This is a genomic window from Moorena sp. SIO1F2, assembly GCF_010672755.1.
In the GTDB taxonomy this organism is placed as follows: Bacteria; Cyanobacteriota; Cyanobacteriia; order Cyanobacteriales; family Coleofasciculaceae; genus Moorena.
This window is the reverse complement of record NZ_JAAHFV010000033.1, coordinates 1-24241: the sequence shown is the minus strand read 5'-3', so window position 1 is coordinate 24241 and position 24241 is coordinate 1. Positions and strand designations below refer to the sequence as shown.

The 24241-nt window shown below is 41.9% G+C and carries 25 protein-coding genes; 5 read left to right on the top strand and 20 right to left on the bottom strand.

The window, feature by feature from the left end; all coding sequences use genetic code 11:
- Positions 1–49 precede the first annotated feature (49 nt).
- From F6J94_RS06900 to F6J94_RS06885, 4 genes are all read right to left on the bottom strand, one after another.
- Complete coding sequence (locus F6J94_RS06900) at positions 50–2944, bottom strand: hypothetical protein (RefSeq protein ID WP_293038439.1); 2895 nt, start codon at positions 2942–2944, stop codon at positions 50–52.
- A gap of 15 nt (positions 2945–2959) precedes the next feature.
- Positions 2960–7099, bottom strand: a complete 4140-nt coding sequence (locus F6J94_RS06895; protein WP_293038436.1) for a baseplate J/gp47 family protein — start codon at positions 7097–7099, stop codon at positions 2960–2962.
- A gap of 506 nt (positions 7100–7605) precedes the next feature.
- Entirely contained in the window at positions 7606–7863 is a 258-nt protein-coding gene (locus tag F6J94_RS06890) for a YgiT-type zinc finger protein (protein WP_293038434.1), read from the bottom strand.
- A complete protein-coding gene (locus F6J94_RS06885) occupies positions 7863–8123 on the bottom strand; it encodes a DUF4258 domain-containing protein (protein WP_293038454.1) in 261 nt (86 codons plus the stop codon). The genes F6J94_RS06890 and F6J94_RS06885 overlap by 1 nt, the downstream gene beginning before the upstream one ends.
- Before the next feature lie 649 nt (positions 8124–8772).
- On the opposite strand from F6J94_RS06885, the gene F6J94_RS06880 reads away from it, so the two are divergent.
- The gene (locus F6J94_RS06880) at positions 8773–9003 is read left to right on the top strand and encodes a hypothetical protein (protein ID WP_293026170.1); all 231 of its coding nucleotides are present in this window, start codon (positions 8773–8775) and stop codon (positions 9001–9003) included.
- A 271-nt stretch (positions 9004–9274) separates the two neighbouring features.
- Here the strand turns inward: F6J94_RS06880 and F6J94_RS06875 are convergent, their stop codons facing one another.
- On the bottom strand, positions 9275–9490 hold the full coding sequence (locus F6J94_RS06875) for a hypothetical protein (RefSeq protein ID WP_293026168.1): 216 nt from the start codon (positions 9488–9490) through the stop codon (positions 9275–9277).
- A gap of 83 nt (positions 9491–9573) precedes the next feature.
- Here F6J94_RS06875 and F6J94_RS06870 point away from each other — a divergent pair, with 83 nt between their 5' ends.
- Together F6J94_RS06870 and F6J94_RS06865 are read left to right on the top strand one after the other, a co-directional pair.
- Entirely contained in the window at positions 9574–9990 is a 417-nt protein-coding gene (locus F6J94_RS06870) for an element excision factor XisH family protein (RefSeq protein WP_293026166.1), read from the top strand.
- Positions 9978–10313: a XisI protein gene (locus F6J94_RS06865; RefSeq protein WP_293026164.1), complete on the top strand. Its 336-nt coding sequence runs from the start codon at positions 9978–9980 to the stop codon at positions 10311–10313. Before F6J94_RS06870 ends, F6J94_RS06865 begins: the two co-directional genes overlap by 13 nt.
- Here the strand turns inward: F6J94_RS06865 and F6J94_RS06860 are convergent.
- Positions 10267–10482 carry a hypothetical protein gene (locus F6J94_RS06860; protein WP_293026162.1) on the bottom strand — a complete coding sequence of 72 codons (216 nt, stop codon included), beginning with the start codon at positions 10480–10482 and terminating at the stop codon, positions 10267–10269. The genes F6J94_RS06865 and F6J94_RS06860 overlap by 47 nt on opposite strands.
- 224 nt (positions 10483–10706) lie before the next feature.
- Here F6J94_RS06860 and F6J94_RS06855 point away from each other — a divergent pair, with 224 nt between their 5' ends.
- Positions 10707–11198: a hypothetical protein gene (locus tag F6J94_RS06855; protein WP_293038432.1), complete on the top strand. Its 492-nt coding sequence runs from the start codon at positions 10707–10709 to the stop codon at positions 11196–11198.
- Positions 11199–11572: 374 nt separating this feature from the next.
- Here the strand turns inward: F6J94_RS06855 and F6J94_RS06850 are convergent, their stop codons facing one another.
- Positions 11573–13324: a DUF4157 domain-containing protein gene (locus F6J94_RS06850; RefSeq protein WP_293038429.1), complete on the bottom strand. Its 1752-nt coding sequence runs from the start codon at positions 13322–13324 to the stop codon at positions 11573–11575.
- A gap of 157 nt (positions 13325–13481) precedes the next feature.
- Between F6J94_RS06850 and F6J94_RS06845 the strand changes: the two genes are divergently transcribed.
- Positions 13482–15440: an ATP-binding protein gene (locus tag F6J94_RS06845; RefSeq protein ID WP_293038426.1), complete on the top strand. Its 1959-nt coding sequence runs from the start codon at positions 13482–13484 to the stop codon at positions 15438–15440.
- On the opposite strand, the gene F6J94_RS06840 is transcribed toward F6J94_RS06845, so the two are convergent.
- The 13 genes from F6J94_RS06840 to F6J94_RS06780 all read right to left on the bottom strand — a co-directional run.
- Positions 15437–15667 (bottom strand): hypothetical protein, encoded by a 231-nt coding sequence (locus F6J94_RS06840; protein WP_293017995.1) that lies wholly within the window; start codon positions 15665–15667, stop codon positions 15437–15439. The genes F6J94_RS06845 and F6J94_RS06840 overlap by 4 nt on opposite strands.
- 185 nt (positions 15668–15852) lie before the next feature.
- A complete protein-coding gene (locus tag F6J94_RS06835) occupies positions 15853–16125 on the bottom strand; it encodes a hypothetical protein (RefSeq protein ID WP_293017996.1) in 273 nt (90 codons plus the stop codon).
- Positions 16122–16343 carry a hypothetical protein gene (locus tag F6J94_RS06830; RefSeq protein ID WP_293038423.1) on the bottom strand — a complete coding sequence of 74 codons (222 nt, stop codon included), beginning with the start codon at positions 16341–16343 and terminating at the stop codon, positions 16122–16124. Before F6J94_RS06830 ends, F6J94_RS06835 begins: the two co-directional genes overlap by 4 nt.
- Positions 16344–16628: 285 nt before the next feature.
- Positions 16629–17036 carry a GPW/gp25 family protein gene (locus F6J94_RS06825; RefSeq protein ID WP_293038419.1) on the bottom strand — a complete coding sequence of 136 codons (408 nt, stop codon included), beginning with the start codon at positions 17034–17036 and terminating at the stop codon, positions 16629–16631.
- Positions 17037–17233: 197 nt separating this feature from the next.
- Complete coding sequence (locus F6J94_RS06820) at positions 17234–17905, bottom strand: Uma2 family endonuclease (RefSeq protein WP_293038414.1); 672 nt, start codon at positions 17903–17905, stop codon at positions 17234–17236.
- A 247-nt stretch (positions 17906–18152) separates the two neighbouring features.
- Positions 18153–19796, bottom strand: coding sequence for a type VI secretion system tip protein VgrG (vgrG, locus tag F6J94_RS06815; RefSeq protein ID WP_293038411.1), 1644 nt, complete (start codon positions 19794–19796; stop codon positions 18153–18155).
- A gap of 7 nt (positions 19797–19803) precedes the next feature.
- A complete protein-coding gene (locus tag F6J94_RS06810) occupies positions 19804–20523 on the bottom strand; it encodes a hypothetical protein (protein ID WP_293038408.1) in 720 nt (239 codons plus the stop codon).
- A gap of 40 nt (positions 20524–20563) precedes the next feature.
- Positions 20564–20749: a hypothetical protein gene (locus F6J94_RS06805; protein WP_293038405.1), complete on the bottom strand. Its 186-nt coding sequence runs from the start codon at positions 20747–20749 to the stop codon at positions 20564–20566.
- 110 nt (positions 20750–20859) lie between these two features.
- A complete protein-coding gene (locus tag F6J94_RS06800; RefSeq protein ID WP_293018008.1) occupies positions 20860–21063 on the bottom strand; it encodes a DUF5908 family protein in 204 nt (67 codons plus the stop codon).
- A gap of 2 nt (positions 21064–21065) precedes the next feature.
- On the bottom strand, positions 21066–21554 hold the full coding sequence (locus tag F6J94_RS06795; protein WP_293038402.1) for a phage tail protein: 489 nt from the start codon (positions 21552–21554) through the stop codon (positions 21066–21068).
- Between the two features lie 97 nt (positions 21555–21651).
- Positions 21652–22116, bottom strand: a complete 465-nt coding sequence (locus tag F6J94_RS06790; protein WP_293038399.1) for a phage tail protein — start codon at positions 22114–22116, stop codon at positions 21652–21654.
- Positions 22117–22227: 111 nt separating this feature from the next.
- Positions 22228–23679 (bottom strand): phage tail sheath C-terminal domain-containing protein, encoded by a 1452-nt coding sequence (locus F6J94_RS06785; RefSeq protein ID WP_293038396.1) that lies wholly within the window; start codon positions 23677–23679, stop codon positions 22228–22230.
- A gap of 24 nt (positions 23680–23703) precedes the next feature.
- A partial coding sequence (locus F6J94_RS06780; protein WP_293038393.1) for a hypothetical protein occupies positions 23704–24241 on the bottom strand: 538 nt, incomplete at its 5' end.

Below are 24241 nucleotides of genomic sequence, written 5' to 3'. Positions count from 1 at the left end.
ACACAAGAGGGATTAGAGCGGGTTTAGTTGTCAAATGACTAATGATTTCCTAAACACCTATTATTGGTAAGTAAAATGCCATGACCACAAGTGTTCTTCCGCCACCGAAGCCATCTAGGCATGATGGGTTGCTAGTCCACCTTGCCACATTGTCGCCAACTTTCTTCGACTGGAGCTTAACGGTATGCTCACCTGTCCCAAGCGGCAAGACGAGATTGCCATTCAAATTCACATTAGGATGATTAGAGCTATGGGCTTGAAAGTGCGAACCAGATTGGGGACAGCCATTACCGTCCACGACTAGCCTTGTTGCAACGAGATTACGACCTTTACAATTCCCCTCTGGTTGGACATTAATGGAATAGGTACAAAAAATTATTGCTTTTCTATCTAGGGTGAAAGTAACTGATGTATCGGAAACATCTTCCCACCCCGCGCATGTGATAGAAACATCAGTCTCTGGTTGGGCTGCCCATATTCCAGCCAAAACCCCGCCACCTTTAATTTGTCCTGACACATCCAGCTTTGCCTCTGGACTATCCGTACCAATCCCCACATTGCCCTTTCCAGGCATTAAGGCAATATGATCGTCACAATGATTAGATGTTCCAATCTCCAGTGTCTTTGCCTCTGGTTCGCATCCTCGACGGTAATATCTGATCCAGGCAGCATCACCACAACTTAGTTGTATCGCTCCAGTTACAGTTAGGTTTTTTACTGAAAGCTCCTGACTCGCAGAACCAGAAAAACGTGTTTTTGTGTCTACATAGGTTTTAATTGCTTTCTCCGTTGGTATTGCCCGATCGCTATTACCTTCGAGAGTACAATCACAAGAAAATTCATTCACCGCTACTCCCTGTTGTAGCTTAAGATTGCCCTTCACTTCTAGTTTTGCCCCTGGATTTGTCGTCCCAATCCCCACATTACCATCTTTGGTGACGTTGAATACATCACACGCTTCTGCTGTAGAAAAGCTCAATCGCCCACCAGGTTTATTGGCAATTTCTACCCGATTATTCAATCCTTCGTTGGTGGAAAGTTCTAAGACGGCTAGGTTAGTGCAAGATTGAAATAAGCCTACTGCATCTGATCCTAGGACATGAAACTTGTGAGTTGGATTGCTCGTCCCAATCCCCACATTGCCTTTCCCAGGCATTAAGACAATATGATCGTCACAATGATTAGATGTTCCAATCTCCATTGTCCTTGCCTCTGGTTCACCTCCTCGACGGTAATATCTGATCCAGGCAGTATCACCACAACTTAGTTGTATCGCTCCATTTACAGTTAGGTTTTTTGCTGAAAAATCCTGACTCACAGAACCATGGAGAAGCGCTTTAGTATCGGCATAGGTTTTAATTGCTTTCTCCGTTGGTATTGCACAATCGCTATTATCTTCGAGAGTACAATCACAAGAAAATTCATTCACCGCTACTCCCTTTAGTAGCTTGAGATTGCCCTTCACTTCTAGTTTTGCCCCTGGATCTATCGTCCCAATCCCCACATGGCAATCTTTGATAACCATCTGTACTGTTCCGTCAGTACCAGGGTTCAGTTCATTTTTATCATGAGTACCACCTTTGTACCAAGCAAAATTATTGTCAGTGCGGAAATATTGAGTGCTATCCTGTATCCCTATCCCGTAATTATTATTACACATGTTAATTATCTGTCTTGTCGGTGTATCAAAGCTAAGACTTCCTGAGACAGATAATTCCTTTGTGGTTGTACGCCCATCTACCAGTAGGTTGTTATTCCCTGGCTCGCAATCACCACCAACGTGCAAACCGCCATTTATAGAGAGTTTAGCCCTTGGATTTGTCGTCCCAATCCCCACATTGCCCTTTCCAGGCATTAAGACAATATGATCGTCACAATCATTAGATGTTCCAATCTCCAGTGTCGTATTTTCTCCTGAATTTCCACAACGGTAATACCTGATCCAGGCAGCATCTTTACTCCCATAATCCGGTTCTTTAGTAAAGAAAATACCGTTGTTTTTTTTATTCCCCGCACTTGGTTTAATTACTCCATTTACAGTTAGGTTTTTGGTTGAAAAATTCTCACTCGGAGAACCATTGAGAAGTGCTTTAGTATCGGCATAGGTTTTAATTGCTTTTTCCGTTGGTATGGCCAGATCGCTACAACCTTCGAGAGTACCATCACAAGAAAATGCATTCACCGCTACTCCGTAGCATAGCTTTAAATTTCCCTTAACTTCTAGTTTGGCATCTGGACAGGTCGTCCCAATCCCCACATTGCCTGATTCTCTATCAATGGTTAAATGTTTTCCTTTTGAAACGCAGTCGCTATAGCTTTCTATATAGAATTTGTTGTCTGGATTCCCAATGTACTTAAGGTCAAAACCCCAGTTTGCTGCGGTCGATTCTCGCAATTGAATGGTTGCATTATCATTATCTCCTTGCCCCCAAATCTTCAGGACAGGTTCATTTCCTTTAATTTCCAGCTTGGCATCTGGACAGCTCGTCCCAATCCCCACATTGCCATCTTTATTAATCAGAAAAATCGTATCCTTTAACTCATAATCAATGCGCAAAGCCTCTTCATGACACGTCTGGTGAATATGGAGTTTCGCCGTCGGCTGATCGATACTCAGTCCCACATTCCCGTTACTCCTGTCAATAAAAAGCTTACTATCTCCAGAATTATATTTTATATTTAAACCTGGCTTATCTCCTGATTTTTGATTAATACTCCAAGTCTTCGTATCACCCGCATAAAAATCCAATAGTTTCTCATCCGTACCCTGGGCGGTAATCTTCAGGGGGGCGGTAATCTTCAGGGGAGTATCTTTTCCCGGCTTTTCTATGCCATCCTCTTTTATATTGAGGGTGGAATCAATAAAGTCTGCAAAATCCTGTTGAGAAGGCTTTGCCCCTGTCTTGAATAATTTTTTTAGGTCACATCTATTCTTGGGTTCCATGATATTTAACTCCTTTTAAATAACTTCAAAATCAGTAACAATACTCATATAACCAATCCCATCAAAATCCTCTTCATCATAAGATTTTTCTGTGCCCATCAGGTAGATAATATGTTGAGGGGCAGAAACCAAAATTGAATCAGGATGTTGCACCTGGGCAAGATTAGACGGAATCACCCGATAATAGATATCTGACTTGCCGCCAGATCCAGCTTTAATGCCGACTTGCTCAATTAATTTGAGATAGCCAACATAATCTACATAGGGTCTTTTATCAATAAAATGGATCACTGAGGAATTATGGATTGAACTACCAAAGGTAATATATGCTTGTTCTTCATAGGCCCACGGGGACAAAAAGCGTTTAATATCTTCATTGAGTTGTTTGAGATAGTACCCCTGGTCACATCCAGCGCGAAAACGGATACCCACTTTGTATTGAATGGGTTTGTAGCGGGGATTTTTCACCACGATTTGCACAAATGGGGAGGTATAGTTTTGCAGGTATACCTGGATTTCCTTTAGTAAGTAGGAAGGTGCTTTGGGTTCCAGGGGAAAGAAAGGCGCAGTATTCGCCACGTCGGGAATTACCACCACAGTTACCTTGGCATCACCAGGATTGTGGTTGCCAGCAGCAGAGGTGATACATTTCACCTTATAGATTTGGGGGAAATGTTCCAATACCAGGCGTTCGTAATCCCAGGCAGTTATAGCCCTCTGTTTATGGCGCAGTCTTTCACTCACCCGCATGGTGAAGGCGCGATTGTCTTCTTTTGGTTTACCGCCAAAGGAACTATAGGGCTGTTGTACTGTGTTGATGGCGGGATCTCGTGTTACAAATCCTTGAATGGAATTAGCTGGGAGCGGTTTACTTAAATGGTCGGCTGCATTCCCCTGATTCACAAAGGTCGCCCTGACTGCTTGGGTTTTGATGTCCAGAGTATCAGGAATTGCAGCAGCGTTTTCCGTGACGGTGCCTCGTAACCAATGTAAACCACTGGGTAATAATTGCTGCTGACTGGTGGCTCCCTCAGGGATACTCAAGCGGATAATCCCCGAATCCACTAACCCGTTGGTACTATCGGAAAGCATCTCTGTATCTTTAAATTCTTGCCAAGAATTACCACTCAAGTAACTCCAGTGAATCTGTGGTGGAGTTAGTTCCCCATTGCCACTTCCCGGTATCATTTGGAAGAGGATGGAAATGTTTTGGGGTGGTTGCAGATTGCGGATACCGATGTATAAAGTGCCTTCTTCTTGATAGTTCGGTAACAGATAATATTGGTTGTCTTGATATAGAGTTTGGATATCGGCATAGCCAAAGGGATGAAGTTGGAAGATTTGACTAGAGTGAGGTTGATTTGGGGCGTTTTTTAGGTCAATCTCCTCTGAGGCGGTATAGTCGAGGGAGATGGCTTTAACTTGCGGGGTGTAAGGGGGATAAACGGTTATGATTTTGATATCATCATTCGTTGCCAAAGCCACCTTATTTAATACTACTGGATATAAATCATGGGCAAATGCAAAATCTGGGCTTGCTAATTCCAGTTGAAAATACCTTCTTTGTTCAAAAGGATCATCTGTATCGGTTTCATAGGAAGAAGTGTCGAGAGAATAGCCTGGAATTTGATAATTGAGGTGAATTGGATTACTTAAAGTATTGTCTTCTTGGGTAAAGATAGATTTGGAGCTTTCAATCTCCACACAGCTTCTGTTATTGCGAAGTTTCAAACTGGCTTTAAAGCTGTCATTAGTAATTGCCTCCGTAATTACCTTGGTGCTATTGTATGCCTCATAATGAGTGGAAAAGTCTTTAGGAAGTCCCATCCACTCGATATTAATGGTAATACTATCTAATTTTTTGGTGCTAATTTCTCGATTAGCGAAGTAAAATCCAGAACCTGCTTTAGGATTCTGCCCAAAGGGTTCAACAGTACTTTTGGGATTTAGTACTAAGTTATCGTTCCGCAGTTGGACATCTTGAATATTTTCTACTTCAACTTGTATATTGACTTTTTCTAAGGATATTGATTTTAATTGATCGTAATAAATAATTTTTCCCTCGGATTTTTCTGACGGTGATATTTCTTTAAACAGAATTTTTACCACTGGATAGGGACTGTCCAGGAAAAAAGTTGACTGATCTGGTTGTGGTGGCAAAATAGCGGGTAGGGTAGAATCCAGGGTTAACTGAAACTGTAAACTGTTGAAATAAATAGCAGAAGGACGATAGAAGTTAATCTGGTCAGTACTAACAGCCTCTTGAGAGAAATTACCGATACCAATTTGCTGTATATTAGCTTCTTTATTGCTAACTAATCCTGTAATCTCGAATATGTAACCATCATTCCAGACAAGAAGTTGCTTCACGTTGCTAGCAGAAAAGGTATGTTCAGAGCCTTCACGAAAAGAAACGCTTGTCAAGTTATCGTTGTCCGAAGCAGTGGAACCCAGAGATATTTCTGTACTGCTATAAGAGACTAGTGGTTCTTCTACAAGAAAAACGCCAATTTCATATTCAAAGGATTCCGGCTGTATCCATTGCGCTTCACTACTCAAGTAAATTTCAAAAGGGCCATTTTCACTACTTAGTATTGCCTGGAACTTATCCCGATTCAAAGTCCTTTCTTCACCGGTGAAGGTAAGGGTAATATTACGTGTTCCTTCTTGTAACAACAAGACGGGAGAAGTAACGGCAAAACCGATGGACTTTTGCGGGGTTTGAGTAATGTTACCAAAAGTCTTAAAACGTTGTGCTTTAGTTGCTTGTCCCTCTTCTGCCTCAATTATAGAACTGGCATGGATATTCTTAATTTCGGTTTTTCCAATGGGAGGGTAAGTAAAGTTCCTTTTTTTTGTTTGCGCTTTCTCAACGAGGCGATAGACTTCTTTCCAGTTAGTATTTTCTGTAGTAGCTTGGATTTCCATAATCTTCCGGAAATCTGCCACACTCAGATACAGTTCTTCTTTGACATATCTAATAACTCGCTCTTGGTCAAGATGATCAAATATCTGTTGGAGGGTTTTATAACCATTAGGCATTTCCGGCAAATCATCACCAGGATTAGGATGACCAAGAGCCAATTGCATCATGCTCTCGAAACCAGACTGTTCTCGCTTTTGTTTTAAGGCATTACGCCTCCCCATGGTAATTTTTTTTCTGTAGGCTTTTTCAATTATTTTATAAACTTCGTTCCATTCCAACTCTGTAGGTTCTTCTATATCTGCTTCGGCCTTATTTATTTCTCGGTCATGTATTTCAAAGCAATAGTTAAAATCGTCTGTGTTGAGGAAAAATAATTGTTCTGTAATATAAGAGGTTATGTTATTATCTGTTTGTTTATTATCTTGAGTCGCTTGATAAATAGTTCCTTTGAGATAATTAATATCAACATCAACATCAACAGTTTGACCATCAACTTGAACATTTATCTTAGGAAGTTGGTCTCCTTGGTTGGGGCTGCCAACCGCCCATCGCAGCATATTTTCAAAACTTTGATCGCTCTTATTATCTTGATTATGAATTTCTTCTAAACCAATAGAATTTTTTTCTATAAATAACGTTTTGAGGCTGGCTACTTGAGCTTGATTAACAACTATATCTTCATCGGTGGCATAGTTAATATTAACCCCTTCACTATCTTGTCCAGCACTGAGCAAAGTACCCTTGTTAATAAGATGGGCTTCTTCTCCTTGCGCCAGCTCAAAAATTACATGAATCTTGTCTGGAACTTCCTCTTTTGTCGTTAACGCCAGTACCTCTTTATAGTAAAAATCGAGATATCTTTGGGTCAGTGCCTTGAACTGTTGCTGAGGATAGCGTAATAATTGTAAAAACGTGAACAACAAAACTAGATGAGGTTGAGCTAATTTACTCTGTGTCGATGGCTCGTCTGCGAAACTTTCCGGGTTATTAATGTAAGCAACCATTTGCTCAACATCTCCCGCCAAGAAACTCGACCAATTACCATTTATCCGATTGGACTCATCGTAATAGTTTAGTTTTGTGGCATACTCTTGTACGAAGGTGAGTAAATCATAAACATCCCGCTCATCTACTCCCACATAATCTGGTTCGAGTTCCCTTAGCAAGCGTCCGCGCTGACTAACGCCATCCCGAAAAATTTGATGTATAATTTTCTTGTTTGTATTCATAACTAAATTCTACATCATTGATCAAGATGGCGGATGTAAACTTTATTAACAAGCCAATCTTAAATAAAGTAATAAATATTCATATAAGGAACGAAAATAAAATTGTAAGCATTCAGCTATCAGCCGTCAGCGCTCAGCTATCAGCTAATGGGCTAGGGCGTGTCTTCAAACTCGGAGATCCCCCTAAATCCCCCTTAAAAAAGGGGGACTTTGAGTATGGCTCCCCCCTTCCGCGCGGGGGGCTGGGGGGGATCTAAATCTTGCGGAAAACTTTGAAAACACGCCCTAGGCTCACGCTACTTGAGGTGCTTATGGGCTATGGACAAGCTAAACCGAACATTGAATAAGCGATGCAGCAAGGGAACAGGGCAGGCAGTCGGCCAAAGGGGGTGGGTGCATCTCAGTTTTGCCTAATGGCAAAACTGAGTTAGGATTTTTCAATGGTAGGGTGGGCAAAATTCAAGCGGTTGTCGGTTTGATTAGAAATCATGGCTAATTTGCCCACCCTACAAGAGCGGCGCTCGGACGCTAAAGGATTGTCCTATTAATTCAAAGTCTTTGGTTTCTTGATTTTTAAGTTTGGTTCGAATCTGGGCAAATTGTCTAACTACATTGGGGTTATATAATCGTTCACCACAATGTAAACAGACTTCGGCTTCTACTTGAACAATGGCTGTATTTCCCCCACCTTTGAGGAGTTTTTTAACTTGTTTTGTGGTCAATTTTACTTGACAATTAGGACATTTTTTCGGGGTTTTAATCACTATCTCCTTATTTTACCATTAATCCACTTTTTCGGATCAGGTCGATATACAGTAACTAAAATAGCTGTGTTTGTTTCTTGATCATAATCCCGGACGCTATGAATTGGCTCAGTTGCAAAGTTTTCGCCATAGATTAGGCAGCGCGGATAAGGTTGATGATTAGTATAGTCTTCTAGAATTTCACCATACAGGACGGAATGATAAATTTCATCAAAAGACAATTGATCTTCTTCTGCTTCTTCGTCAGCATGATCGGTAATCCAAAATCGATAATCAAGAATTGCCTCACGAATTTTATTGATATTAATTCATTTTAGCTTACATCTGATTAAGGATAAGTGTATTTTCCTATTTTAATCGATAAAGCACCGAATATTACCAGTAGTAGGGTGGGCAAATTCTGAGAGTTTGACAATTTGATCAAGAATCATGTCCATTTGCCCACCCTACAAAAGCGATCACACTATTAGTGGTCGGGTGGGCAAATTCTGAGAGTTTGACAATTTGATCAACAATCATGTCCATTTGCCCACCCTACAAAAGCGTACGCACTATTAGTGGTCGGGTGGGCAAATTCTGAGAGTTTGACAATTTGATCAACAATCATGTCCATTTGCCCACCCTACAAAAGCGTACGCACTGATAGCTGAATGCTGATAGCTAATAGCTGATATAGCAATCCGTGTAGGAATTTAGAGAACTTTGTTCCCTACTCCCTACTCCCTACTCCCTACTCCCTGTTCCCTTTGCTCTAGCTGATAGCTGATCGCTTGCGTTCGCGTAGCGGCTCTTTCAGAGCATCGCATTTCTTTACATTATCTCTCAAAAAAAAATTTCTAAAAACCCTTGACAATGTTATTTATACTCATTATGAGTATAAACGTAAACAAAAAGCAAAAGGTTACCCTTATGCCATCAGAATTTCCAACTAATAATCCAGACAACAATCCCGATGATTCTTCCTCAAAAAAAATCCGTGTTCAGCACATTTTGAGGGGCTCCCGCAAGGCAGTAACTAATACCATGCATGCCCTGTATGCACTGGGTTACGCCCAAATATCCGAGTGGAGTCCTCTGCAGCCGACGGATGTTCCCGGAGAATTCATAACAATTATGACCAAGTACTTGAGGCTCCGTTAACACGTTAAATTGCTGGGGGGTTTTCCCCCCGGCCAAACCATCCGGTCCAATCCCGTAGCGTGACCTTCGGCCAATCCCATAGGATCACGTCTGGATAAGTTAGAAAACTGAATGACATAAGGTAAATTCCTAGCCGTGGATAGTATTTCTGCGGCTATTTTTTTTTAGGTTGTTCGCCTTTGGCGTTCCCGAAGGGTAGGTTAGTTGGTTGAAGGTTGAACGCGATGGACGAAGTCCCGCTTTCAGCGATCGCGTGGCCTTTTGGCCAAGGTTAGGCGTAGGGTGGGCAAATCATGAAAGTAATACCATAAGATCGCGAATCATGTCGATTTGCCCACCCGACCTGAGTTGAAAGCACTGTAGGGTGGGCAAATTCTGAGAGTTTGACAATTTCATCACGAATCATGTCGATTTGCTCACCAAACAAGAGCGATCGGCGTTCGCGCAGCGTGGCCAAAGGCCTCAGCCGCCCCAAAGGCGATCGCATTACAAGATCGGCGATTGGCCGTAGGCCACGCTACGCGATCGTACTTGTATAATTGAGTTAATCTCAGTTCTGATCTGCACAAGATGCCTAACCGCGATCGCTTCCATTATGGTGTTCGCCGTGCCCTAGAAAAAGACGGGTGGTTGATTACTGATGATCCCCTTCGCCTGCGTTGGGGTAAGCAAGATATGTACGTCGATCTAGCAGCAGAAAAACTGCTCCTAGCTGAGAAAGATCAGCTACAGATTGCTGTTGAGATTAAAACCTTTGGTGGTCCCTCTTCAATTGCTGATGCTCAAAAATCCCTAGGTCAATATTTTATTTATCTCTCTGTGATCAAACGCTTAGAACCTCAACGCAAGCTTTATCTAGCACTCCACGAAGAAGTATATGAAGATTTCTTTACAGAACCCCTGGGAGAAATCATTCTCAGTGATTACAAAGTGCCTATTATTGTCTTTGACCCCGATCGGGAGGTTATTATCCGATGGATAGATTAACTAATTACCGCAAACTAATTCGAGAAATTATCACAAATCATACAAAAGTGCCCTATAAGCATGGAGATATTAAGTTTGAGACGGTCTTTGATCCGGAATCCGATCGCTACCTGCTGATGATTTTAGGCCGTCAGAATAAGCACTATCAGCATGGTTGTTTAATCCATGTTGATATTATCGACGGAAAAATCTGGATTCAACGAGATGGCACAGAAGTTGGAGTGGCTAACGAATTCGTTGAAGCTGGTGTCCCAAAAAAGCAAATTGTTTTGGGTTTTAAGTCACCATTACGCAGGAAAGATACGGAATTTGCCGTTGCGTAGGGCGTACCCTATTAGCGCGATCGCAAAAGCTAGGGTAGTAGATCGCATTCCGTCGGGTAGGGTGGGCAAATACTGTACCGAAGGCAATTTCATCATCAATCCTGACTATTTGCCCACTACAAGCAAGGGGTAGGGTGGGCAAATCATCAACCATAAACGAATAAATCATAAATCTAGTCCATTTGCCCACCCTACTGCTCGCTTTGTGTCATGTCCATTTGCCCACTACTCCGGCCCATTTGCCCACCCTACTACTGAATCGGGATTAAACTGAAACACACGATGCTCGCCACGATCAATATCTCAATATGTCGAACTATCGTCGTTCTTATGTGCCAGGAGGAGTATTTTTTCTGACAATAGTCACATATCGCCGTATTCCTCTATTTTCAGATGTTGAGAATATATTTCGGTTACGGAAGGCGATCGCAAAAATGCGGACAGAAAAACCCTTTGACATCACAGCAGCGGTTGTGTTACCGGATCATCTTCATTTTATCTGGTCGTTACCACCGGATGATTCTAATTATTCGAGCGCGAGTCTCTCGGTTTAAGGTGTTATTTACCCGCTCTTTACGGGGAAAACGCTCATTTTCGGTAGATGTTTCTGCTTCTCGTCGTAAGCATCGAGAAAGCAATGTCTGGCAACGTCGGTTTTGGGAGCATACAATTCGTAATGACCATGATTTACACCGACATTTAGATTATATTCACTATAATCCAGTTAAACATGGTTTGGTGTCTTGTCCTCATTTGTGGGAATATTCCAGTTTTCACAAATGGGTGGAGCGAGGCAAGTATCGACCCGATTGGGGGTGTTGTTGTGGGATGAATTTACCACCAGTTCTAGATTTTCGCGATTTAGAAGATTTTGCAGGGGAGTAGGGTGGGCAAATTATTAATGTGGTGTAGGCGTAGGGTGGGCAAATTATTAATGTTTGACCAATTGATCTCGAATCATGTCCATTTGCTTACCCTACAAGAGCGATCGCACTTTTCCATATTTTTGCCAGGCTTCTGTAGTGGGGTAGGGTGGGCAAATTATTAATGTTTGACCAATTGATCTCGAATCATGTCAATTTGCCCACCCTACTGCTCGCTTCATCTAGATAACCATTATTAAGCAACAAAATAGTCGGGTAGGGTGGGCAAATAAGGAGAGTTTGGCAATTTACTCAGGTTTCCTGACCATTTGCCCACCCTACCATATCATCGTACGCACTTCTTGAGCAGCGTACGCACTAAGTATTTCTCCATTCTCATTTCTTCCTTCCTGTTCCTCCTCTCCTTCTTTTCGTTTGTGGTTCCGTTGTTAATCCATGATTCTCTTGCTCTAATGCTTCCTCTATTAACCCTTTGGCTGAGTCAAACATCCCATCCCATGTCATTGAATTCCTCAAGAAGTCTACTACTTCTTTCACCGTTTTTATATGCCATACCTGCTGCCGGATTCCCTCTCCTACTGTTGCGTATCCAGAGCTTTGAGGTGACCCACTCATGCTCCCCGAATTACTTCTGTTGGGCGTACTCATCCAAGTTGGTTGGCTGCTGTTCCCTCTTGTATCTTCTGTTCCTGCGCTTGGTTCCCTTCTTTCCTGCAATTTCTCCTCGAACTTTTGTAAATCTGTAGCTTCCATTTTTACCTGCATTGGTTCGGGTATCCATGCAGATAATTTACCACTATATATATTATTCTCTTTTATATTGACCACTATTCCTAATAGCTTGGCCAGCTTCTTTAGGTCTACTTGGTATTCCTTTCTTGGAATAATAATTTTAACAAGTGTGCCTCGCTTTTTTCCTTTATTATAACTATTTGATATCATCTCACTTTTCATTTTTTTCTCTTGTGCTGCCCACTTCCCTATGTTTAAATCTCTCGACATTGGTACCAAATTTTCATAACCGTCCGCATAGTGAGTGTCTTGGCTGTTTTCACTCCATAGCGCGTGCGGGATTAGATGGCCTCCTTCTTTGTCCGATGCGAACATCGATGATTTTAGTAAAAACTCATCTCTCCCGAACTTTCCAATCACACCACTCTTATATGTTTTCCTTTTTATTCCTCTATCATTTTCTTCGTTCGGAGCAATCACTGCATTGACCTTTAACGGTGCCTCCGTATCGGTTTTCTTTGGCATACTCAGGAGTCTCTCTATTAGTTCTTCATACTTTAATCCCTCTTTACCCGACTTGTTATCAAAATATGATTTAGCATTACTATCTTTTTTTATCGCTTCTCCTGGTGGTGATATTTTTGTTTTCTGAACTTCATAATTCAATACCTTTCTTTGGATTACTGGGGGCTGGTTCCATCTTACTTCTCTTTTTTCTGGCTTTTGGGTTTCTCGAAATGCCGTATGATCGTCTTCGTCCGATTGCTTCCATGTTTTTATCCCCATTACATCGGCTTCCCTCTCCAACACCACATCCTCATTCAACCCCACCCCCTTCATCTGTTTCCTCGGCGTTACCCTTCCCTGCTTCTGCTGCACCACATGCCACGCCTCATGAGCCAAATGCCTCTCCTGCCCCGGCCCCACATGAATATCCGTCCCCTGTGCATAAGCTAGTGCCTGCAACTGTGCCGGTTTCTCCGAGTTGTAATGCACCCTCACATCATCCATCGAATAGCCCGAGAGGTTCTCTATCCCTGCCTTGAGGCGATCAGGCAAGCCAGTTTTGTTTTCTTTTTCCCTCCTCGATGCCCTCATGCTATCGCCATAGGTCACCGAATCCCCCGTCAACGGTTGTGCTGTCCGCTGCACCATCATCCTTTTCGGCTGCACTACCAGATGCCCACCGTGATTCGCCCCTTCTTGGTTTTTCTCCACCGGCTGTCCAAACGATAACTTAGCTTGCAGCCCCTTTTCATACCATCCTGTGTCGGGCACGTATTGTCCCGTTTCAAGGGAGTGCATCACATTAGCCATTCTACTTCCCCATTCCCCGACCGCCTCTTCCGCGTTCCACTCCCTGTCCTCGGCATCCAATCTTCTTCTAGAACCCATCACTCTGGAGTCTTTCTTTTTTTGAGCAATTGTCCTAGAAGTAGAGTGAGAATATTTCGGTTTATAGGTATGAGTAGTGCGCATAGCTATTTCCTTTTTCCTTGTACCCTATTAGAAAAGAATATAAGTCGATTCCACCGTCTTCCAGGAGCGCGACATGGCACCCCTTTCTAAAACCAACTGGTATCACTCTAATCTTAGTTCTCTGTTTCTAGAAATCGAGCGAGTTCGTAACTATTTAGAAAAATACATAGAAGGTAAAAAAAATCAACAAAGCGTTACAGAATTTGTTGACGATACTTCTGCCCTGGCTCAACTTTGTAACAAATTCCTTCTCTCCCCCTTTGAAAGGGATATCCTGCTCATGTGCGCGGGAATGGAAATAGAACCATACTTCCATTCTTTGTTTGCCAAAGCCCAAAAAAATAGTCCAAACAAAAACTATCCTACTCTCAGTTTAGCTTTTGACGCCCTTCCCGGAGCCAATTGGGGTGTCCTTTCTCCCCAACGCCCTTTACTAAATTTGCAACTGCTCCACATTGAACCAGGATTGATCCTAAGCCAGTCCCCCCTCTATATTGACCAGCGTATCCTCTGCTTTCTATTAGGTGAATATGCCACAGACCAGGAATTAGCAGGAAAGATCAAACCCCAACCGCCTCAGACGAACCTTCATCTTTTGCCTAGCTCTCAGTTAAGTATAGTGGAGCAATTGATAAGCATTTGGTCTGGGGGCGAGGGGACAAATAGCTCTCCCGTGGTGCAATTATCTCGCTCGGATCGAAGCACTAAATACCAAATTGCCTCCGCCACTTGTCAGGGTTTGGGGTTAAAGTTACACACTCTAGAACCATTGGCTCTGACCACCAACCCCCAGGAAGTGTACCAACTGGGGAAGCGTTGGGAAAGGGAAGCAATACTTAGCAATAGTGTCCTGTTTATTGACTGCGATAGTTATAATTTTTCTGAGCCTGGGCGGGAGTTGGCTCTGAGCAAATTTATTGATAGTATCAATACTCCTTTAATCCTCAGCTGCAATGACCGAAAAATTGACTGTCAGCGGACTATTGTTAACCAAGACATCCCCCCATTGAGCCACGAGGAAAAATATTGCCTGTGGGAAAGCCATATAGGGTCAGCAGCAGCAGAACTTAACGGTCAACTTGAGCGCATCGCCGTTCAGTTTAACCTCAATCATGCTACTATTCAAGCTGCCTGTGATCAATTCAAAATTCAAAATTCAAAATTCAAAATTCAAGACTCTACTCAATTATGGGATTTCTGCCGCCATAATGCCCGTAATCAATTAGATCACTTAGCGCAACCTATCAATGCTACAGCTACCTGGGACGATCTGGTTTTACCAACCCCACAACGGCTGCTTCTTGGGGATATTGCCACTCATCTGAGACACCGGTATAAAGTCTATCAGCAATGGGGTTTCGCCCAAAAAGGCCATCGGGGTTTGGGCATCAGCGCCCTATTTTACGGGGCTAGCGGTACTGGTAAAACCATGGCAGCAGAGGTATTAGCTAAGGAATTTCGCCTGGATCTTTATCGCATCGACCTAAGTAGAGTTGTCAGTAAATATATTGGTGAGACGGAAAAGAATCTGCGGCGGATCTTTGATGCAGCTGAAACTGGTAGTGCTATTCTGCTGTTTGACGAAGCCGATGCCCTGTTTGGTAAGCGTACCCAAGTTCAAGACAGTCACGACCGCCACGCTAACATCGAAGTCAGCTATTTGCTGCAACGTATGGAAGCCTATCAAGGGTTAGCGATATTGACCACCAATTTCCAAAGCGCCCTCGATAGTGCCTTTTCGCGCCGCATTCGCTTTGTGGTCGAGTTTCCGTTTCCCGGACCCGAAATCCGTACCCAAATTTGGCAGCGCATTTTTCCAGCCCAGACACCAACCCAAGACTTAAATTACCAGAAACTGGGTCAACTCAATGTAGCAGGCGGAAATATTCGCAATATTGCCCTAAATGCCGCTTTTTTGGCCGCCGCCGCCGATGAACCCGTGAACATGGAACTAATCTACGAAGCCACAAAACGGGAATATCTTAAATTGAAGAAAATGTTGACAAACGATGAGATAGAAGGGTGGTTTTAGTTGTGGGGAGTTTTAGGGAATAGGGAATAGGGAATAGGGAATAGGGAACAGGGAACAGGGAATAGGGAATAGGGAATAGGTAGAGTGGGCATCCTGCCCGCTCGAACAGTGGCGTAGGGTGGGCAAATGCTGTACCTCTGACAATTTGATCTGGAATCGGGTCCATTTGCCCACCAAACCTGAAGCGTAGGTAGTGGCGTAGGGTGGGCAAATGCTGATCCAATCACAATAAGATCTCGAATCCTCGACATGCAGCCCACCCTACAAGCTGTTGCTCTTTTTTTGACCTAAGTTAGGTATTTGCCTTGATGAGACTTTTTTCGTGACCGAATTTGCCATTGTGCTATGCCTGATTTTCGGTTTTTTTTGGGTCAGTCTTTTTCTTTGTAAGTTTTATTTAGCGGCAATCACATTATAACTTTTTAAGTAACTTATCATATTCAGTGTGAGAGCCAATCCAAAACCAAACTATTGTATCTGTCTTTTTCATAACTCCTACAGCACGCCAACCGATTCCCACCCTAACAGAGTATATTGGCTCTTGAGTCTGAAGTTTCTTAAACTCTAAACTTGGATGGTTGGGATTCTGTTTCCAAAGTTTATAATTTTTTCGTGCAGTCTGCTTTACTTTTTCTGGTAATTTACCAAAACAGTTTACAAAGTCATTGGTTAATTCTGACTTCATAATTCATCAAAACCCATAACTTTCGTTTCCCCTATCTTAGATTCATTTAATGCTTTACGGGCTAATTCGTCTAGGAAAGAGGTTTGAGATTGTGATAATGTTTTTTGCCATTTAAGTTCATTCTCAATATCTTCGATTAACTGATGAGCAAGTTCGTTTTGTATCTCTTCTGGTAAATTTTGTGCTTTCTGAAAAGCCTCTGTTAATAGATAAGTCATTAATTTCAGTATTTATCAGGAAAAACGTCTCTAAATAAATGTTAGCTTAAGTTTTCGTTTACATGCCTTACAGCGGCAATAGGGGAGTGGGCGCGGGGAGTGCGGGGCGGGGGCGCGGGGAGTGGCGTAGGGTGGGCAAATGCTGAGCCACTTCCCTATTTGATCTGGAATCATCGACATGCAGCCCACCCTACAAGCTCTGTTCCCTGTTCCCTGTTCCCTGTTCCCTGTTCCCTATTCCCTGTTCTTTGTACCTCACCCAATTGAAAACCGCTATACAAGAACTCAAACCGTTTGAGCTTCATTAAGATAAAAAGGATAAACCAGGTTAAACCTAGAATTAGTGACTCGCACGGTATAGGTAACAATTATTAACAACAATCCCTCTATTTCACTGTCCTCTATATTTATCTCCTCCACATCTATACGATGCTCATGGTTCAAAAGAGCATCAGAAATCGTGCCTCTTATTCCCGTAATTAACCCTTGAGTAATTTCCTCAAACAGAAACTGACTCAATTCGCAACCAAAGTCAGGCTGCATAATCCGTTCGGCTGGACGGGTTGACAGGATAATTTCCAAACTTTGGACAATATCCTCGTGATCAGAAACCATCTCCACCGTTCCTGTATCCCGGTTAAATGTCGGGGGAAAACTCCATCCTGTCCCTAAAAAAGAGCGGTTTTCTTCCATTTGCCTCTTGCCTCTTGCCTTATGTGTCTTTGTAGGGTGCGTTAGCTTTTAGCGTAACGCACCATTGTCCCGAATTTGGTGCGTTACGCTGTCACTAACGCACCCTACGGACTGTTCCCTCTTCCCTGTTCCCTGTTCCCTAAAACCAGGGACTCTGTACCTCACCAAATTAAAAACCGCTATAGCTCAATGCTTACCTATTTCTTGACTAACTTTTCATGTTCTGGTGATTTTAATCCCTCCTGTAAAATTGCTAATACTTGGCCTAAGTCTCCAGTTAGTAAAGCGTCTTGGGCTAACCATAAACCAGGTAAATATTCACTACAGATAATGCCTTGTTCATTCGGTTCTAGTTTAATATATTTTCCTTCCCTTAACCGAAACCAATCAAGTTCTCCGTCATAAACCCGCCAAACTAAATATTCTTGAACTTGATTACGTCGGTAAGCTTTTAATTTATCATTTAAATCAATAGAGGCCGTACTAGCTGCTATTTCTACGATTAATTCTGGCGCACCTTCTACATAGCCGTCTTCACTAATCCTTGATTGTCCATCTACCGTTAGTCTTAGTAAAGCATCCGGTTGAGGTTCATTGTCTGCATCTAGACGTACAGTCGCATTATCGCCCACTTCTACCCCTGGTGTAGCTGACCAATATGTACCCAACCAAGTCATAATACGAGCATGGGGATTAGCATGTTGGGTCATTCTTAAGGGTGATGCCATATAAACAACTCCTTCGATTAATTCCGCTTTTTTGACATTGGGCATCTGTGCATAACGCTGTTCAAATTCAACCTGAGTAAGTAGATCTCCACTTTCAAGGGGTGGAATTGGATTTTTTGGTTTTAATATGGTTTGAGACATGGTTGTTTTTAGCAGTAGGATTTGTAGGATTTGTAGGGTGCGTTAGCTTTTAGTGTAACGCACCAAAGTTCGTACAATGGTGCGTTACGCTATCGCTAACACACCCTACGGACTGTTGCCTCTTGCCTCTTGCCTCTTGCCTTTTGCCTCTTGTATCATTTCAGGATAATTACCCTTAATAAAAATCTCCCCCATCTCCCCATCTCCCCATCTCCCCATCTCCCCGCGCCCCCGCCCCACCCTTGCCTCAATTAATATCCACTCTCGAGCCTTTAATCTTGATATAGTTACCCTCCATCACAAGGTCCTTACTTGATTTTATCTTAATTCCTTGATTATCCATCGTGATTGTATTCCCATTTTCATCTTCCAATTTAATCCCTTTATCCTGCTCGGATAATTTAAAGGTATTGCCCTTGGATGTACTAATTTCGATTAACTTATTTTCATCATCAAATATAAGTTTTAGGGAGTTTTTGGTAACTATTCCTTTCTTATTATTTTCCTTGGTTACTGTCAAACCAGGCGGCAAAGCATTTTTACCACTATGCACCGCACCCAGAATTATCGCTTGTCTAGGGTCATCATTGATAAAACCGAGAATAACCTCATCCCCGGTTTCTGGTCTAAAAAAGATACCCCTTTGATTACCAGCCTCAACGGAAGCTAATCTTGCCCAAACAATACCATCTGTTTCAATTGAGGGGATTCTGACTTTTACCCTAAACTGTTTTTCTGGATCCGCTTCATACTTATCCACAATCCCAATTTGCAACCCATGAATAGCTGGAATCAATCCCGCCACTGGTGTATCAAAAATATCATTAGTTTGTTGATAAAACCAGCTAGCTGACAAGCCAAATTGTACATAGGTTTGCCAGCCTTGTCTACTAAATTGATGTCGAATAGCCGTTACTAAAGTTTTGCCATTGAAGCGCTTTCCTATTCCATCAATTTTTATCATATCTCCTGGTTTAATATCAGCAAATCCAGGTAAGTTGAAGCGACCTTTAAACAGTGACAGACGACTTTTTTGTAACTTGGCATCTGCCCAAGCTTTTACTTCCTGGTCATCTAAGGGAGCTAAACTGATTAATTGATAGTTATCTGCACCAATGGTTTTGGCTAATTCATCTCCTTTTAAATTACCCTGGGTGGTAGAAAACTCTTTCGCTTTTTGTGATTGTAATAATTTCTGTGTTTTGATATCCCAAGCTGTACTTTCTACCGACGCTTTCTGATCGCAAATATCAGCTTCCATTTCAAACTGGTAAATTTCATCTTTGCCATACTCAAAGGTATGTTTTAGTTTCCCCTTTAGTAAGGGCTCTTTAACCGTAATTTCGCCATCATCAACTAAAACCCACAGACCATTGACATCCGCACGAGATAAAATGAAATCCCAGTCAGTGCAGTAATATTGCACCATTTCCTTATGCTTTGGTTTAGTTACAGCAGTAGATTTGAATTTTAACCCCCCACCCCCAGTGTTGATGACTTTGCCGATAATATCCTTGTCTGTCATATCTCGAAACACAGCACTTTTTCGTTGGGTGGTTAGTTTGTATGCTGCATCTTTTAAATCAACAGTGAGCAGAGAACTATAGCGATCGGCTTGAACACAGTGTCTAACTATAATTCCCTTAAACACTGTTGCTTCCTTTTGTTTTTCCCCTTCATAGCGAAGCTTAATTTCAATTTCTTTGCCTGGTTTAAAAAACTCTGTATTGCTAATAGCAAATTCTTGGTCTGCCGCGTCACCATCTAATAAAATAATTTGAGCTATCGGGATTTTATTCACCTCTTTGATAATGTCAATCGACATGACATTATATTCAGAGTTCATTTTTTTACCTTTACTCAAAATTGTTGCTGTGACAACACCACTCATTATTTTTTTACTTCTCTATTGGCGGTAATTTGATAGTTGTTCCGGTTTTTAACTTTCTGAAGTTATTGACATTATTAGCACGGGCAAGCTGGATATAATAAGCCGAGTCACCATATACCTCTTGAGCCATCACAGGCAACTTATCTCCAGCTTTTATAGTTCTAGTATGGGTAAGATCGGGTGAGCTTTTATTTTCTAATTTAATTCGCTTGGAATCTTCTAGATCACCTTTAAAAACGGTATCTAACTCAGCTCTTATCGGTTGTCCGCTACGGTTGAAAAGTGTATATTTAACATTAACAGATACGAGACGACAATCAAAAATTAAGTCTCCCCATTCAATTTTGAGATATTTAGGCTCATGGATTGTTCCATCCATAAATGTTGTTAGCTTCAGAAAGCGGTCTACTTGCTTGTAAACATCTCTCGTCCCTAAAAGATTGCCAACTAATGAAGCTCCGGCAAACCCAAAACCTCCATAATCTGCTACTCCTGTGTCATCTAAAATTAACTTGAGGGACAAATTCCTGGGTTTGCTGAGAGTATATTTTGCTTCGCGTCCACGGGTATTAATACCCTGCTTAGTTTGATAAACATTCTCGTATTGTAAGGAATAGGATTCCGGATTAAACATGACTTCAAAGCTATCTTGTCCCTTTCCAGTCCGTTTTCCATCTTTATAAACACGAATCTTCAGCTTTTCTAATTTAAAATGGTTTTTGATCATATAATGATTATTTGGGTGAAGTATAAATTATTCTTGGGTTTTAGGGAATAGGGAATCGGGAATAGGGAATCGGGAATCGGGAATCGGGAACAGGGAATAGGGAACAGGGAACAGGGAACAGGGAACAGGGAACAGGCAATAGGCAATAGGCACCCACCCCTAACCCCTCCCAGGAGGGGAAGGCAATAGGCAATAGGCAATAGGTAAAAAAGAATGTGTACCTCATAGCTATGATAAACGCTATCTCATGTTATTACAATTACCCTTAATAAAAATCTCCCTATCTCCCTATCTTCCTATCTCCCCCTCTCCCCACCCTCCCCACACTTCCTTACCTTATCTCTCTTTTTTCCGCTCCAGTATTTTCAGTACCTGGGCCACACAAGCAGCAATTATTTCACCTTTTTGTTCATAATTTTCTCCCATCTGGGGAGCTAAAGTATTATCATAACTATGTCCATTCTCACTATTTCCATGCTTAGACTCACTATTATCCACAATGTTGGCACGAATAATTAATTCTTTGATTTCCACTGGCATAGCTAAATCCTCACACTTTGAAATCTCACATAGGCTAATTCCATCGTATCTATAACCACAGCATTGGCATTAGCATCTAGATCGGATGTTGACCATTTTACTGGATAAGCTCTCTTAAATAACCAACTAGAAACAGGAACAGTGTTTTCATCAAGCAACATGACTAAGACATTGCTGGGGGCAAATTTCATGGTACTCATAGCAACGTTAAACTCTACATTCAGAGGAGAGCCAATCACCATTCCTCTTTCTAAAACCAGATTATTATAGGTAACCTGATTTGGCAAACGATGTCTTAAAATATTTTCACCTCCTTCACGGATGTCTGTTGTGCTTATTTCCGCCGAAATTCCCGATACCTTTTGAAAGCGAATATCTAAGGGATTAGGCAGAATTCCAGCAATGAAAAAGACGACCATAAAATTAAATCCAACCGGGGGATTTTCCGTCAAAGTAAGTTCCGGAATCTGAATGGGGAAATTATCTGCCATAACTTACAGCGGTTTTCAATTCGGTGAAGTACAAATTATTGGGTTTTAGGGAACAGGGAGCAGGGAGCAGGGAGCAGGGAAGAGAGAAGTCTAATGATTATAATGGAGGGTTATTAACCTTGAGAGTATTAGCCATTAGTTCTAAACTTTCAATAGCAACTTCATTGCTAGTGGCATTAAATGACGGTGCATCTAATTTCTTAGGGAAAGCATTTCCAACTTCCCAGGAGACAACTGCTTCACCTGACTCGTCTAACAAGTCAATCCTAAGATCTCGCTTTTCGACGGTATTAAGGTTAATCGTGCTAAACCATTCAAATAAATAGCTGTCTTTTCTGACAATTCCTTTCTGTAGGGTTAGGTTAATGGGAGTGTCCAATCCTGGCATGTACTTTGCCCCTTCTTTATAACTCAGGCCATCTCGATAAGTAATCGTTTCGTATTCAATGCTTAATCCCGATACCTCTGAGAAAGCATGGGAATCATCTCCATCGATGGTGACTCGGTAATAAAATACCGGAATTGGATAAGTATTTTTGATTTGTTCTACTGTGTCTGCCATGATTTATGTTTCCTTAATTACTTTAGGTTTAGTTTGACTGTTATAAGGTGGACAATGCCACCCTATAAACTACCTATTTTTGAATTTTGAATTTTGAATTTTGAATTACCCCTATGCTTCCTGTAATTTATGGGAGAATTTCAGGATAATGAACTCAGCTGGACGAACTGCTGCCAGACCAATTTCCACAATCATGCGTCCTTCTAAAATGTCCTGTGCTGTCATGGTTTGACCCAGTCCGATATGGACAAAGAAAGCCTGTTCAGGTGTAGCACCAGCCAGGGCACCTTGTCGCCATAATCCCTCTAGATAACTTTCAATTAGGGACTTCACCTTCAGCCAGGTGATGGTGTTGTTAGACTCAAAGACCACAAATGCAGTGGCTTTCTGAATCGATTCTTCAATGAGATTGAACAGTCTGCGCACAGGGATATAGCGCCATTCATTGTCATTACCCGCTAAAGTCCTTGCTCCCCAAATTAACGTTCCTTTTCCGGTAAAGCTACGAATAGCATTGATGGATTTACCGGCGGTGGGATCAACGTTAAGATTTTCCTGTTCCTCGTTGGTAATTTTTTCCGTAGGAGCAAGTACCGATGCCAAGCTGACATTAGCAGGTGCTTTCCAAACTCCCCTGTCCCGATCTACCCTGGCATATACCCCTGCTACGGCTGCACTTGGAGGTAATACGACTCGCTGTTTAGCTAGTTCAGTCTTTATTTTGTTGTAGAGATCGGTGTTTTTGGTTTTGATTTTACTCAGGTTTGAATCAGCAGTTTCTCCTGCCTCGGTAGTTTCTCCTGTCTCAGTGTTTTCTGCTGCCTCGGTAGTTTCTCCACCTCCCTTGATAGTTACAGACTCATCGGTGTAATAGTAGTTAAGTGAGGTTTGCAAGTAGGGATGGTAAGCTGCGCCATATTTTAAATCATTTGTGCCAATTCCCTGTCGGAATCCATCAACTCCCCCTGTAGCTTTTCCTTCTGTTGCCTCCGTGCCTGTTTCGTCTGCCCCTGTTCCTGTTTCGTCTGTTTTCTCTTTCAGAACGTCGAAGATGGCAAACCGATCTTTTAATCTATTGCATTGCATCAAAGCTTGTTTACAAAGTTCGTAATAATCGGTCGCACCTAAATTAGCGGCATCGGTAAGCATGATTAAAGTCGGTTCATCTTCTTTTTCTAAAGCTGATAAGCCTGCTAGAAAATGATCCTTTTGTTTAGTTCCGTTGTAATCACCTACCGAAACAATGTAACAACTGCCCCCACCGTTATCAAAATAAATCCGCAAAGCATAATACATTAAATACTTGAGTGTCGGAGGGCTAATGGGTGCAATTACACCTGCGCTCTCTGTAACAGAGAATTCACTTGCTTCAGCCTTGCCAAACAAAGTTTCATAGTCAAGCAGTGAATTAATTCGAGTGGGGTTATTCTTTAATTCGTCGTCTATTCCAGTTTTCTCTGTGTAACCGATAAAAGCTGGAATCGCTGTAGATACCTCAGCGACTGAGGGGGGAAATGTAGAAATTTCCTCGACATAAACATTGGGAGTTTTATAAGTTACCATGGTTCAATCCTTAGGTTTCAATTTTTATAGGTATTTCAGGGCGTTTATGACTTGAATTCCGTTATGATTAGGGGGATTAGGTAAATGATAAATCCACACAGAGGGATCGCCAAGTTCATTCTTTTTATTTTTTAAAAGTTGAATATTTTGTCTCCCAGCTTCCTGACAAGCAATTTCTGAGTCAGATTTAAAGCAATATTGTTGAGATTGAGTAAATTGTTGCTTAAGATCAGAAAATATTGGATCTGAATTTTTAGCGTTGGCACTCGTAGATCTAGTAAATTGAATTTTTGGTTCCCTGGTCGGATCTTTATCTTCAATCAAGAATTCATCGCCATTAGTTAACTGATCGGTTACCAGGTAATAGCGCCAGTGTTGTTGTTTGGCTTGAAAGGTGATTTGATAGTCACTATATTTACTGCCCTGATTCGAATCAAAAGATTTAGGCATGGAGGAGTTATTATAAATATAGACTATGCCAAAAATCTGCTGTCTCCTGGGTGATTTGTGATCGGACAATTTAAGTAGTATTACAAATCGGTATAGTCCTTCTCTAATCAGC